The organism is Streptomyces sp. NPDC090106 (genome assembly GCF_044747265.1).
Taxonomy (GTDB): Bacteria; Actinomycetota; Actinomycetes; order Streptomycetales; family Streptomycetaceae; genus Streptomyces.
Genome location: NZ_JBIVDS010000024.1, coordinates 1 through 14084, shown reverse-complemented (window position 1 = coordinate 14084; position 14084 = coordinate 1). Strand labels below are relative to the sequence as shown.

The 14084-nt window shown below is 67.3% G+C and carries 8 protein-coding genes and 2 pseudogenes; 8 read left to right on the top strand and 2 right to left on the bottom strand.

Annotation, left to right across the window (positions count from 1 at the left end; translation table 11 throughout):
- Nucleotides 1-93: 93 nt before the first annotated feature.
- Both ACIPSE_RS44275 and ACIPSE_RS44270 read left to right on the top strand, forming a co-directional pair.
- Nucleotides 94-243: pseudogene (locus ACIPSE_RS44275) on the top strand (type II toxin-antitoxin system PemK/MazF family toxin); the annotation flags it as partial.
- A 167-nt stretch (nucleotides 244-410) separates the two neighbouring features.
- Nucleotides 411-1187, top strand: coding sequence for an SURF1 family protein (locus tag ACIPSE_RS44270; protein ID WP_401675241.1), 777 nt, complete (start codon nucleotides 411-413; stop codon nucleotides 1185-1187).
- Nucleotides 1188-2060: 873 nt separating this feature from the next.
- On the opposite strand, the gene ACIPSE_RS44265 is transcribed toward ACIPSE_RS44270, so the two are convergent.
- Nucleotides 2061-3086, bottom strand: a complete 1026-nt coding sequence (locus ACIPSE_RS44265) for a LacI family DNA-binding transcriptional regulator (RefSeq protein ID WP_401675239.1) — start codon at nucleotides 3084-3086, stop codon at nucleotides 2061-2063.
- 179 nt (nucleotides 3087-3265) lie between these two features.
- Here ACIPSE_RS44265 and ACIPSE_RS44260 point away from each other — a divergent pair, with 179 nt between their 5' ends.
- The 6 genes from ACIPSE_RS44260 to ACIPSE_RS44235 all read left to right on the top strand — a co-directional run bounded on the left by ACIPSE_RS44260 (nucleotide 3266) and on the right by ACIPSE_RS44235 (nucleotide 13592).
- Nucleotides 3266-4573, top strand: coding sequence for an ABC transporter substrate-binding protein (locus ACIPSE_RS44260; RefSeq protein ID WP_401675236.1), 1308 nt, complete (start codon nucleotides 3266-3268; stop codon nucleotides 4571-4573).
- 82 nt (nucleotides 4574-4655) lie between these two features.
- Nucleotides 4656-5534, top strand: coding sequence for a carbohydrate ABC transporter permease (locus ACIPSE_RS44255; RefSeq protein ID WP_401675233.1), 879 nt, complete (start codon nucleotides 4656-4658; stop codon nucleotides 5532-5534).
- Nucleotides 5535-5542: 8 nt separating this feature from the next.
- On the top strand, nucleotides 5543-6406 hold the full coding sequence (locus ACIPSE_RS44250; RefSeq protein WP_401675230.1) for a carbohydrate ABC transporter permease: 864 nt from the start codon (nucleotides 5543-5545) through the stop codon (nucleotides 6404-6406).
- Nucleotides 6403-9042, top strand: coding sequence for a family 78 glycoside hydrolase catalytic domain (locus tag ACIPSE_RS44245; protein ID WP_401675228.1), 2640 nt, complete (start codon nucleotides 6403-6405; stop codon nucleotides 9040-9042). Before ACIPSE_RS44250 ends, ACIPSE_RS44245 begins: the two co-directional genes overlap by 4 nt.
- Before the next feature lie 17 nt (nucleotides 9043-9059).
- Nucleotides 9060-10115 (top strand): family 43 glycosylhydrolase, encoded by a 1056-nt coding sequence (locus tag ACIPSE_RS44240; RefSeq protein WP_401675225.1) that lies wholly within the window; start codon nucleotides 9060-9062, stop codon nucleotides 10113-10115.
- A gap of 291 nt (nucleotides 10116-10406) precedes the next feature.
- On the top strand, nucleotides 10407-13592 hold the full coding sequence (locus ACIPSE_RS44235; RefSeq protein WP_401675223.1) for a discoidin domain-containing protein: 3186 nt from the start codon (nucleotides 10407-10409) through the stop codon (nucleotides 13590-13592).
- A gap of 342 nt (nucleotides 13593-13934) precedes the next feature.
- On the opposite strand, the pseudogene ACIPSE_RS44230 reads toward ACIPSE_RS44235, so the two are convergent.
- Nucleotides 13935-14084 (bottom strand): annotated as a pseudogene (locus ACIPSE_RS44230) (DUF4440 domain-containing protein); the annotation flags it as partial.

Genomic DNA, 14084 nt, shown 5'->3' with positions numbered 1-14084 from the left:
TGACCGTCGAGGCAGTGTCCGACTTGGTCGACGGTCCCAAGGCGGGCAAGCTGGACAGCATCGCTGCGCTGTGAATGACCGCTCATCGTAGGGTTGACCACCGTGGCCCGGGACGATCTGATTGAGAGGGCGGACGCGTTGTCCTCCACCAAGCTCGGGGAGGTCGGGGAAGCTCTTCGTGCCGCGATGGCTGCCAGACTCCACGAGATCAAAGACGCCCGCAGTCTCGGAGCGCTCGAGTAGCGGGCGCCTGGGTCGGCTGGCTCGATCCTGTCGACGACCCGCGGCGGCCCGCCCTCCGCCGCACTCCAGCAACAAGATCATGATCGCAACAGGGGTACTACGGACACCTCAGCGAAACGGGTGCCCCCGTGTCTGGGAACCTGTTTGGCTTCCGTAGCGTTGTCGTCATGTATCGCTTCCTTCTGCGCCCGCAATGGGTAGCTGGCACGCTTTTCGCTTTGCTGGCCATCCCTTTGTGTCTCTACATGGGTTCGTGGCAGCTGAGTCGATTCGAGGACCGTGTCCACCACAGTCGTGCAGCCAAGGAACTGGCGAAATCTCCCGCGGCCGAAGCGGCGCACCCCGTTACCTCGATGCTGCCGGTGACCCAGTCGACCCTAGGTAAACGCGTCCATGCCGAGGGGCGCTACGTCGGCCAGTTGGTGGTTCCCGATCGGTGGCAGAACGACGGGGCAGGCTTCTACGTTCTGGGGCTGCTGCGAATTGAAAAGGGATCGGTGCTTCCCGTGGTGCGGGGATGGCTTCCCGGTCAGGCTGACGCGGCCAAGGTGCCGGCGGCCCCGAGCGGACCGGTGACGGTTACCGGCGCTCTCCAGGCGTCCGAGGTGCCCGGCGAGAACGGAGTGAGCGCGCAGGGCGGACTCCCTGAGGGGCAGGTCGGCGTGATCAGCGCCGCTTCGCTGGTCAACAAGGTGCCGCACAAGGTGTACGACGCCTGGGTCTCCCTCACTGCTCCCGACTTGGGACTGCAGAAGGCCGTGGTGGAAGGCGTGTCCAGCGGCGGACTCGACCTGAGGGCGTTTCAGAACCTCGGGTACACCATCGAGTGGTTCGTGTTTGGCGGCTTCGTCATGTTCATGTGGTTCCGGTTGGTGCGCCATGAAGCGGAGATGGGCCAGGACCGGCGACTGGGGCTAGAGACATCGTCAGGTATGGAGGCTTGATCCACCCGTCGGATGGCCGTGATTCATGAGGTGAATGATCCGGAGGGCGGGCCTGAGGCTGGACGAGTCGATGCTGAACAAGGACTTGGCGACCATGGCCGGTCGTGAGCTTGCTGATCTGTACTTATGGCCTGCTCCAGTGCGCCGGTTCACGGGCAATGAACCCGCCCCCGGAGTCGGCACTGCCGCTTGGCGAGTCACTACACGACTCCGACGCCGCGGTACGCCCTGCCATGAACTCTTCCTCGCGGGAGGGATTTTCACATCTGCGAGGAGATTCCGCAGCTCTGACGTGCATACCCCTCACCTGCCGGATCGGGCAGGTGGTGCTTTCCTTGGAGCGGCGGCCACCCCTGCGATCCTCGCTCCTGCCCTAACGCTGGGCCAGCATTGCTACGCCGCAGCTCAATTGGACTGCCGTGTACGCAAATTTTTGCCCCTTTCTGCACCCTTGTGTGTGACGAGCAGGTGGCGGCAGGTCTTGGCGTCGAGGGCATCCCAGGCGCGTCTCTGGCGAACGCGCGTGGGATTCTCCTGACTCATCTGCACAGGGACTGCATCGCGTGCTGGCCTGTCCTTTATGCGACGGGCTCCGAGGTGACCGCTCTAGTCGCGGCAGCGGCGGTTTGATCAGCGCCCACGCATCGTCATCCACGATGAACGGCCGAGCGCTCACGCCCTCCCGAATAGGCTGAATCGTCGCATCGGTCCCGCCCGGCCCGCGCATCTCAACAAGATCGTGTTGTGAGCTCTCACTGGGGTGGCTCATCGCTTCAGGCCCGATTCGATCTTCGTTCGTGTGGGGCCTGCATGACCTAGCACTTTGCTCAGCTGCTGGCAGCTGAAGTGACCAGGAAGAGCCGCGCTGATTGGTTACAGCGCTTGCACGGCGGAGCCCAGACTGCTCTGACGAGCCACGAGTTCGGGCTCAAGTACCACTTGGCGCGGAGCCGTGTCCGCTTCGTAGAGCGCGTCGAGTACGAGCCGCATGGCTTCCTCTCCCACGCGGTGCGCGTTCTTGGCGATGGTGGAGATCGGGATGGCGTCCTCGGAGGCGAAGCGGTTGTCGTCGAAGCCCACGACGGCGACGTCCTCCGGCACCCGTACGCCGGCGCTCCTGAGGACCTGGATGCATCCCACGGCCATGAGGTCGGTTGCTGCGAAGATCGCGTCGAACGGTTTTCGCACCTGCAGGGCTTGTCGGGCGATGTCGCGTCCTGAAGCGATCTCCAGGCCCTCGGCGGTCAAGGTGGTGAGGGTTGCTCCTGGTATTTCCGCGACTGCCGCTGCGGCTCCCGCGTGCCGTTCGTCGATGACCTTCACGTTTCCCGTGCAGCCGGCGAACAGCAGTCGCCGTCTGCCCAGTTGCAGCAAGTGCCGGGTAGCGAGCAGTCCTCCGAGGCGTTCGTCTGTGGTCACGGACGAGCCGTCCCAGTGCGGGTGGGTGTGGTCGGCCAGGACCAGCGGTGCACCTCCGGGAGGTGCTTTGAGGGTTTCGTCGACGGGATTGAGCGGAGTGAGGATCACTCCGGCGGCGCGCAGCTCACGGAAGAGCGCGAGGGCCTCGCGTTGGCGCTCGGCGTCGATGGCGCTGTCGACGATCACCACTTTCATGCCGTGTGCGGCGCCCAGTTCCTCGGCGCCGCGGGCGAGGTCGACGAAGAGGGAGTTGCCGAGGTCGGCCAGCACGATCCCGATGACGCGACTGGACCCGGCGGCGAGGGTGCGGGCGCTCTCGTTGCGGACGTAGCCGAGCTGCGCGATGGCGGCGAGCACACGTTCGCGTACCTGGGGGCGTACCACGTGCGGTGCGTTGAGCACGTTGGAGACCGTGCCGCGGGAGACGCCTGCGCGGCGGGCGACGTCGGACATGCTCGGCGTGGAGGGGCGTTGCGGCATCGTTCTCCGTCGGTCGCAGGGCATTGGAAATCGGGATGTTACCGAGTGTTGACACCCATGCTCTCATGACCGATGCTCCTTGGAGCGCGCAAATTTTGGAGCGCGCAAATTCACGAAGTCGCAGCTCAGAGGTTGTCTGAGTGCTTGCGGTGGCCCGTTGTGTGGTTCAAGGAGGAAACATGTCTGGGATCCGTATGCGCCGTCGCCACGTCAGAGTCGTCACCGCGCTCGGCGTCTGTGTCGCGACCATGGTGGCGGCGGGCTGTTCCGGCGGGAGCGGCGCGTCCGGCTCGGCATCCGGGAGCGAGGCCTTCCGCTACTTGTCCGCCGACACCAACACCCAGATCAGGGATGTACTGAAGATCGCCGCGGGTAATCAGTGCAAGGCGGAGAACGCGGCGCAGAAGCTGACTGTCACCACCACGCCGGGAACGACCGTCGACCAGACGCTCCAGTTGCAGGCGGGGCAGAACGCGCTCTCGACGATGACGACCGCGTCGGGAACCCCGAGCCTGATGAAGGACTTCATCAAGACCGGCAAGCTGGTCAACGTCACCAAGGCCCTGGGCGACGGTTCCTCGGACATCCTGCCCGCCGCGCAGTCGGTGATCACCGAGCTGTACGGGACGGAGGACTCCTACGTGATGCCGACGGAGTTCAACATCGAGGGCGTCTGGTACAACAAGAAGATCTTCGCCGAGCACGGCATCGAAGTCCCCACCACCTGGGACGACTTCGTCGCTGCTTCTGACAGGCTGCAAAAGGCCGGCGTCCAGCCGATGGCCACGGACGGCAAGGACGGCTGGACCATCACCCGCCTGGTCAGCAACTACCTGTACCGCACGCTCGGTGTCGACGCCCTCAAGGACGTCTCCGAGGGCAAGGCGAAGCTCACCGACGACGCCTATGTCGAGGCGGCGAAGGCGGTCGCGGACTACGGCAAGGCCGGCTACTTCGGCAAGTCGCCGTCCTCCATCGACTACAACACCATGGAGAGTCTCTTCGGTACCGGCCAGGCGGCCATGATGTACAACGGCAGCTGGACGCTGTCGAACTTCGCGGACGAGAACGCCACGACCATCGGCAAGTCCAACATCGGTTTCTTCCCCTTCCCGGCAGTGGCCGGCGGCAAGGGCAGCATCGATGACACCCCCTCGAACATCGGTATCCCGGTGATGTTCGCGCAGTCCGCCTACGGCTCGAACACGCAGGCCTGGATGAAGTGCATCGCGGCCAACTACGGCAACATCGCGCTCGCCAACGGCGGTGTCGTCTCCGGCTTCAAGGTGACCGAAGTGCCCGACGACCTCGACCCCCTGACCAAGCTGGTCCAGGAGAGGGTGGCGGGCATCTCGCAGAGTGTCCTGTGGTTCGAGGCACTGTTCAGCGCCAAGCAGACCACCACGAGCCAGCAGAAGGCAGCCCAGCTGGCCACCGGCTCCGTCAGCCCCGAACAGTTCATGCAGTCGGTCCAGAACGCCGGCTGAGCCGAGCCGCTTCTCCCGGTATCCCCGGGTTCCGCACGACCGGCGGCCAGCAGCCGCCGCTGACGAAACAAGGTCGTCCACCATGAAAAGCGTTCTCGGGGACCGGCGCGCCATCCTGCTGCTCATCGGCCCCTCGCTTCTGCTCTACTCCCTGATCACGCTGGTTCCCCTCGTGTGGTCGCTGGGCTACATGTTCTTCCACGGCAGCATCGTCACCGGATTCCAGTTCGCGGGACTGTCGAACTTCAGCACGTTCCTGAGTGACCCCAACGCCCACAGCGCACTGTGGTTCACCGTCAAATACGCGGTTCTGCTGACGGTGTGCCAGGTCGCCATGGGCTACCTCCTCGCGCTGATGTATTACTTCTGGCTCCAGAGCGGGTCGGCGCTCATCCGCACCCTGGTCTTCTTCCCCGTAGTGCTGCCCACGGTGGCCGTCGCGCTGCTGTTCCAGCAGGTCTTCCAGACCGCGCCCACCACCGGCCCCGCCAACGCGGCCATCGAGTCCGTCGGAATGTCCGCACCGGACTGGTTCGGCAGCGGCGGCACCGCGTTCTGGGTCATCCTCCTGATGGACGTCTGGCGCTCGATGGGTTTCTACGCCGTCCTGCTGTTCGCCGGCATCGTCGACATCCCGCAGGACGTCCTGGAGTCAGCCCGCCTCGACGGTGCGAGCGGAGCGAAGCTGATCCGCCACATGGTGCTCCCGCTGACAGCCCCGGTCCTGCTCTCCGCCGTGATCTTCAGCATCAACGGGACCCTCAAGGTCTTCGACTCCGTGCTCGCCCTGACCAACGGCGGCCCGGGTTTCAGCACCACCCCGCTGACGCTCTACATGTACCAGACCGCCTTCACCTACGGGGACTACGGCTACGGCAGCACCCTCGCCTTCGTGCTCACCCTGCTGTGCCTGATCGTCACCGTGTTCGTCTTCCGCGCGCAGCGGCGCGAGATCGTCTGAGAGGCACCGTGACCCACACCGCCCCCTCGCATCCCCGGCGTCTGGCACGCAATGCCGCACGGCGCGTCCCGCTCTGGTGCGCCATCGCCCTGCTGCTGGTCATCGAGGTGTACCCGCTGCTGTGGCTGCTGCTCGACTCCTTCAAGACCCAGGCGGAGTTCCTCAGCGAGCCGTTCTGGGCACTGCCGGACTCGCTCCACTTCCAGAACTACGTCGACGCCTTCACCACCGGGCAGATGGGCAGCTACATCCTCAACAGCGCCATCGCCGTCGTCCCCGCCTTGGTGCTGACGATCGTGCTCGGTGTGGCGACCGGCTTCGGCCTGCAGGTGATGGTGTTCAAAGGCCGCAGCACGCTCCTGCTGCTCTTCCTGGCCGGCATCCTCGTGCCCGGCCAGATGACCCTGCTGCCGCTGTTCACCATCTACTACCAGACCCACCTGACCGGCACCCTGTGGCCGCTGATCATCACCTACACGGCCGGCGGGCTGCCCCTCACCGTCTTCTTCATGGCCACCTACTTCCGCGCCGTGCCGCGGGAGGTCTTCGAGGCATCGACCCTCGACGGGGCGAGCATCCTGCGCACGTACTGGTCGGTGGGCTTCCCACTGGTGCGCAACGCGGTCTTCACCATCGGGCTGGTGCAGTTCTTCTTCCTGTGGAACGACCTGCTGGTCGCACTGACCTTCACCAACAGCTCACAGCTGCAGACCATCCAGGTCGGCCTGCTCAACTTCACCGGGAACTACGGCCAGATCGCCTACGGCCCACTGTTCGCCGCGATCTGCGTGAGCGTGTTCGGCACCCTCGCGATCTACCTCTTCCTCAACAAACGCATCATGGAAGGACTGACCGCAGGAGCGGTCAAATGATGAACCCCACCACCATCACCACCATCTGGGCGGAGAACCGCCGCGGCGCCGACGCCGCCGGTATCGACGAGACCGCACCGCGGCTGTCCTGGACCACGGACGGCAGCGCCGACACCTACGACATCGAACTCATCCGCGAGAACGGCGACGCCGACCACCACCGCACCACCGGCACCCGATTGATCGAGTGGCCCTTCGCCCCGCTGCGCTCACGCGAACGCGTGACGGTCCGCGTCCGGGCCGCCACCCCTCACCAGGGGCCCTGGTCCACGCCCTTCACCATCGAGGCCGGCCTGATCGAGCGGAACGACTGGCAGGAGCCCTTCGTCTCCCCGTCCGGTTCTGCCGGCACCGACACCCTGCGCCCCGCCTACCTGCTGCGCGCCGAGACCGACCTGAACCAGTGGGGCATCCGCCCGTCCGACATCCGCCGCGCACGGGTCTACGCCACCGCGCACGGCGTCTACGAACTGGAGATCAACGGCCGCCGCGCCGACGAGTCGATCCTGGCCCCAGGATGGAGCAGCTACCGCCACCGCCTGCGCTACCAGACCTACGACGTCACCCACCTGCTCGAACCGGGCGCCAACGTGCTCGGCGCATGGCTCGGTGACGGCTGGTACCGCGGCCGGATCGGCTTCGACGGCGGCGTGTGGAACGCCTATGGCGACGACGTCGCGCTCCTGGTCCAATGGGAGATCACCCTCCTCGACGGCACGGTACGGCGCATCCCCCTCGCCGGGAACTGGCGCTGGACCACCTCGCCCATCACCGCGGTGGGACTGTACGAGGGCGAGACCTACGACGCCCGGCTGCTGCCCGCGAACTGGAGCCGCCCCGGCCACGACACCTCGGGCTGGGAGCCGACACAGGCCCTGGCGACGGAGGACTTCCCCGCCGCCCTGGAGGCGCCGCCCGGACCACCGGTCGTCGTCACCGAGCGACTGCGCCCGGTCTCCGTCACGACCCTTCCCGACGGACGGGTCCGCCTGGACTTCGGGCAGAACATCGCCGGAACGCTCCGCATACGTGTGACCGCCTCCGAGGGGCACCGCATCCGGCTGCACCATGCCGAGGTCCTCGAAGAAGGCCGTCTGGGCGTCCGGCCGCTGCGCTCCGCCACCTCCGTCGACACCTTCATCGGCGACGGCAAGCCCCAGGAGTGGTCGCCGAGGTTCACCGTGCACGGCTTCCGATACGCCGAACTGGAGAACTGGCCGTCCGGCGCCGACATCGACGTAGAAGCGCTCGTCGTGCACTCGGACATGCCGCGCACAGGCTGGTTCTCCGCCTCAGACCCCCGTCTGGAGCGCCTGCACAGCAACGTGGTCTGGAGCATGCGCGACAACTTCGTCGACCTGCCCACGGACTGCCCCCAGCGAGATGAGCGGCTCGGCTGGACAGGCGACATCCAGGTCTTCGCCCCCACGGCCCTGTTCCTGTTCGCCGCGCACGGCGTGCTGACCAGCTGGCTGCGCGACGTCGCCCACGAACAGGCGGAGCAGGGCCATGTGCCGAACTTCGTCCCCTGGGTCGAGTGCGGCTTCCCCAACCATCCCACCGCCGCCTGGGGCGACGCCGCAGTGATCGTCCCGTGGGAGATGTACCTCAACGACGGCGATGCGCGCATCCTGCGCGACCAGTACCCGAGCATGAAGGCCTGGGTCGATCTGGTGGCCTCGCTCGCCGGCCCCGACGGGCGCTGGAGCGAGGGATTCCAGCTAGGCGACTGGCTCGACCCCGCGGCCCCTCCGGAGGACCCCGGGCTGTCACGGACCGACCGGCACCTCATCGCCTCGGCCTACCACATCCGCACGGCACGCATCCTCGCCCGCACCGCGGGCGTCCTGGGCCACGACGACGACGCGCGCACCTACGAACGCCTCGCCGAGCACGCCCTGCACGGCTTCAGGGCCGCCTATCTCGGCGCTGACGGGACCGTCCTCAACGACACCGTCACCTCGCACGCCGTCTGCCTCTGCTTCGACCTGATGCGAGACGACGAAGAGCGCGCACACGCGGGCAGACGGCTGGCCCGCCTGGTCGCCGACAACGGCTTCCACATCGCCACCGGATTCGTCGGCACCCCGCTGGTCTTCGAGGCACTCATCGCCACCGGCCATGTGGAAGAGGCCTATGCGCTTCTCCTGCAGGACCAGTCGCCGTCCTGGCTGTACCCGGTCTCACAGGGCGCGACGACCATCTGGGAGCGGTGGGACAGCATGCTCCCGGACGGATCGATCAACCCGGGCGACATGACGTCGTTCAACCACTACGCGCTGGGCGCCGTCGCCGACAGCCTCCACCGCCACGTCGCAGGCATCCACGCCACCGAGCCCGGCTGGCGCACCTTCACCGTCCGCCCGGTTCTCGGCGGCGGTCTGACCCACGCCGCCGCCACCCATCTCACCCCCTACGGCAGGGCCGGCGTCTCATGGCGCCGCGACGGCAGCACCTTCCGCCTGCACGTCACGGTGCCACCGTCCACCACCGCCCAGGTGTGGGTGCCGGGAGAACCCGGACCCCGTCAACTGGCCCCCGGCGAACACGACATCGAATCCGCCTACCTGCCGGACACCGGCGAGTGGCACCCGCCCGTCCCGTCCCTCATCGGCGCGCCCGCCGAGTCCCCCTGAACTACGGAGACAGTTCCATGACGTTGACCTCCATCCGCCCCGGCCAACCGTGGCTCGACACCGCCGGCAACCGGATCCAGGCCCACGGCGGGTCGGTCCTCCACGACGACGGCGTCTTCTACTGGTACGGGGAGAACAAGGAACACAGCCACCGCGGCAGCGGCATCTGGCACTGGGGGGTGCGCTGCTACTCCAGCACGGACCTGTACAACTGGCACGACGAGGGTGTGATCATCCCGCCGACGCCCGAGGACCCGTCTTCGCCGCTGCACCCGGGCGCGGGCATGGACCGCCCGCACATCATCAAGAACCCCCACACCGGCAAATACGTGTGCTGGATCAAGGTCATGGGGGAGGGGGACGCCAGTACCCAGCTGTCCACAGTTCTCGTCGCCGACAGCCTGCTGGGTCCCTACAAGGTCGTCCATGAGGCGTTCCGGCCGCTGGGCATGAACGCGGGCGACTTCGACCTGGTCGTCGAACCCACCGACGGCAAGGCCTACTACTACTTCGAGCGCGTGCACAGCGAACTGATCTGCGCGGACCTCACGGCCGACTACACCGACGTCACCGGCTACTACTCGACGCACTTCCCGCAGCCGCAGCCCCCGTTCGTCCGGGAGGCCCCGGCCCACTTCCGCCGCGGATCCCAGCACTACCTCATTACCTCGGGCACCAGCGGCTACTTCCCCAACCCCTCCGAGGCCGCTGTGGCCCCGTCGTACCACGGCCCCTGGCAGGTGCTCGGCGACACGCACCCGGACGACGACAGCAGGACCTCCTACCGCTCCCAGCTCAGCTCCGTCTTCAAGCACCCGCACAAGAAGGACCTGTACATCGCGATCGCCGACCGGTGGCTTCCGACGCTGCCGGCCGAACGCTCCAACCAGACGGAGCTGTTCCGCCGCATGTTCGCCGGAGAGGACCGCGCCACGATCGAAGCGGACGCCCCGGACGAGTTCATCGATCCCGACACCTCGATCGCCGACTACGTCTGGCTGCCGATCACCTTCGACGGCGACCGGCCCCTCATCCACTGGCACGACGAGTGGCGCATCGAGGACTTCGACTGACGCGAATTCCTCAGCAGCCCGCAAACGAGCGCCAGCTCCCAGCCGACCAACGCGCCTGACAGCACCGAGCGCCGGTGCTCCGGCAGGCCACGAGCCTGCCGGACCACCGGGCCGCCCCCAACCGTCCGCCCCGGTCCGGGGCGGACGCGCGCCGAACGACCGGAGCCGGGGTCCGGCAAGGCAAGCCGACCGGCCCGGCGACCCTGCCCCTAAAGGCGCCACCGCACCGCCGCCCGGAGCCGACATCGCTCCGGGCGTGACCGCATGCCATCGCACTCGACGAGGAGACCGATGCTGCCGCACCCCGCACCGACCGCCACCCGCCTGAGAACGCTCGTCGCCGCCACCCTGCTCGCACTCACCACCCTGACCGTGCCGTCCACAACCAGCCATGCCGCCGCCTCGGACACCCCCGCGACCAGCGTCAAGGTCGTCTACAGCTCCTACAACGACGCCTCGACGACCTACCGGCTGACCACCCAGCCGTCAGCGGAGCTCACCCCGGTCAGCGACAACCAGTCCGCGCTCCCCACCATCACCGTCGACCCCTCGCAGACCTACCAGTCCTGGGACGGCTTCGGGGACTCGCTGGAGAACACCACCGTCTACAACCTTCAGCAACTGTCCGCCACGAACCGCGCATCCGCACTGGACGCCCTGTTCAACCCCACCACGGGCAACAACTTCAACCTCATGCGGCTGACGATCGGCTGCGCCGACTTCTGCTCCGCCGTACCCAACTACTGGACCTACGACGACAACGGCGGCACCCCCGACCCCACGCTGGACCACTTCTCCATCCAGAAGGACATCGACTCGGGCCAGATCGACCTCCTGCGGCAGATCCTGGACATCAACCCGCGGACGAATTTCTTCGCCTCCATGTGGTCACCCCCGGCCTGGATGAAGACCACCGGCTCCATCATCGGCACAAAGACGGGCAACTGCCCGACGGACGGATCACAGCCCCGTGTCATGCACGGCGCCGACACCGGCTCCAGCGTCGACTACTACCCCGTCCTCGCCCAGTACTACGTCAAGTACCTCCAGGCGTACGCGGCGCAGGGCATCCCGATCGAGGCCGTCACCCTGCAGAACGAGCCCGCGATCAGCATGGACTACCCCTCCACCTGCTTCACCCCCGCCGAACAGGCCGACTTCGCCGTCGAACTCGCCTCCGCCCTCGACGCGGCCGGTCTCGACGTGCGGATCTGGGGCCTGGACGACAACGAGCAGAACACCTTCCCCTACAGCGACGCCACCCTCGCCGACCCTGCCGTCTCCGACGACGTCGACGGCCTCGGATTCCACAACTACGCCGGCACCCAGCTCTGGCAGCCCAGCGCGGTCAAGGCCCAGTACCCCGACAAGTCCATGCACCTGACGGAGATCACCAACGGCGCGGACCGCCTCGTCGAATATTTCCGCCACGACATCTCCAGCTACACCGGCTGGGCCACCATGTACCAGTTCCAGCCCGGCCCCGGACCGGGATACTGGCAGAGCGCCTCCAGCACCAACCCGGACTTCTACACACCGTCGCTGCTGTCACTGAACACCTCGGACCCCGAGGACTACGACCTCAACGGCTGGTACTACAGCTTCGGACAGTTCTCCCGGTACATACAGCCGGGCGCCCAACGCATCGACAGCACCGGAACACTGTCGGGCAACCTGTCCAACGTCGCCTTCCGCAACCCCGACGGCACCATCGTCGTCGTCGCGGTCAACCGCATCCCCACCTCGCAGAACAGCGCCGTACAGAACACCCCCGCGGTCCAGTTCCGGGTCGCCACCCCCGACGGCCAGTTCACCGACACCCTCCCCGGCGACACCATCGCGACCTACGTCTACACCCCGTCCACCGGCAGCACTGTCGCCCTGAGCGGCTCCACCGCGACGGCCAGCGCGGTCCACTCCGGCCACACCCCCTACCAGGCGGTCGACGGCCAGACCTCCACCGTGTGGACGAGCGGCGCCGACCAGACCGCCGGAGACACGTTCACCGTCGACCTCGGCAGCGCCAAGACCTTCGACCAGGTCACGCTGAACCAGGGATCCCTCCCGGGCGACTCTCCCGCCGCCTTCAGCATCTCCACCTCCACGGACGGCACCACCTGGTCGGCGGCCGGATCCTTCACCGGCACCACGGGCCTGACGAACATCCCCCTCGCCCGGCAGACGGCGCGCTACCTGAAACTCACCCTGACCAGCGCCGCCGCCCACTGGTGGAGCATCGGACAGCTCTCCCTCTACGACTCGGAGCTCGGCCTGCTCACCCCCTCCGGGGCCTCGGCGTCGATCACGCAGAGCGGAGGCGACCCCGCCTACGCCATCGACGGGAACCCCGACACCCGCTGGACGACGGGCACCGCACAGAGCGCGGGCCAGTCCTTCACCCTCGACCTCGGATTGAACCAGCAGGTCAACCGTCTCGCCCTCGACACCGGGAGCAGCAGCGGCGACCACCCCCGAGGCTATGCGCTCACCCTCTCCACCGACGGCGACACCTGGACGGCGCCGGTCGCCTCAGGCTCAGCGGTCGGGCAGCAGACCCAGATCGACTTCCCCACCGCCACCGCCCGCTACGTACGCGTCACCCTCACCGCCGCAGCCTCGGACCACTGGTGGTCGATCGGGGAGATCCACGCCTACGACGCGAGCCCCGCGCACAAGTCCCGGACCGGCTGGACGGCCTCCGCGTCGCTGAACAGCACCTCCGCGGCCGACGCACTCGACAGTTCCTCCTCCACAGGCTGGTCCACCGGCACCGCGCAGACGTCCGGACAGTGGTTCCAGATCGACACCGGCAGCGTGGGCCGGATCAGCGGTGTGGATCTGTCGTCGGCATCCACCGGTACGGCGCCTGGCTCCTTCACCGTCAAGACGTCCCTCGACGCCCAGAACTGGACCACCGTCCACACCGGGAACGGCCTGGCCGCCGAGACGACCGCGTCCTGGCCCAGCCTGGACGCCCGCTACGTCCGCGTGACCCTCACGGGCGCCTACAGCGCCGGCAGCTCCTGGTCGGTCACCGAGGCGCGGCTGCAGACCCAGCCCGTCACTGCACCGGCCGGAACCTCGCTGTCCCACTCGGGATGGAGCACCGACGCGTCCGCCGCCGGCGGCGACGCCGCCAACGCGATTGACGGACTCCTCAACACCCGCTGGAGCGACGGCACCGCACAGAGCGGCAACGAGTGGTTCCAGGTCGACCTCGGCTCCACCAGAACCATCACCGCAGTCCAGCTGATCGCCGCCGGCTCGATCGACAACGACGAGGGCGACTATCCCCGCGGCTACCAGGTGTACACCTCGACAGGCGACGGCTGGACCCTCGCCGCCTCAGGCACACCCCACGGCAATGCCGTGACCATCCCCCTGCCATCCACTACCGCCCGCTACATCAACGTCCACCAGACCGGAACCTCGGCCAACCACTACTGGTCCATCGCCGAGTTCAACGTCCTGCAGTAGCCCTCTGGCCTTCATAGAAGCCGCCTTGCTGCGCCGCTCTCCTGCCGACGCAGCAGGGCCGGGGCACGTCTGCAGCGTCGGATGTGTGCCGCCTCGGCTGTGAACGGCGGAGGCGTTGAGACCGTCGATTGTTGCCGCCGGGAAGTGGTCGAGCGCCTCAGCCACGGAGAGTATCCGCCCGGTGGTCTCTGGGGACGACCACCAGACGTAGCGCCGGTCGTCGGAAACCGGCCCCGCACCTTCACCACGAACCCACGGATCAACTCCTTGACACGGGGGGTACCGACCCTTCGGGGTCACGCCCGACAGCCTTCCGTTCCGCGAACTCACGGAGGCGAGGGATCAGTGGGTGGGTGGGACGAACTCGGGCTGGTCGAGCAGGCGCAGCCAGCTTCCGTCAGGCTGGCGCCGGACGACCTGCGCCCGGGCACCGGCCCCGTCCTTCGGCGGGGTCGAGGTGAGGGCGATGTCACCGCTGATCAGCGTCGGCAG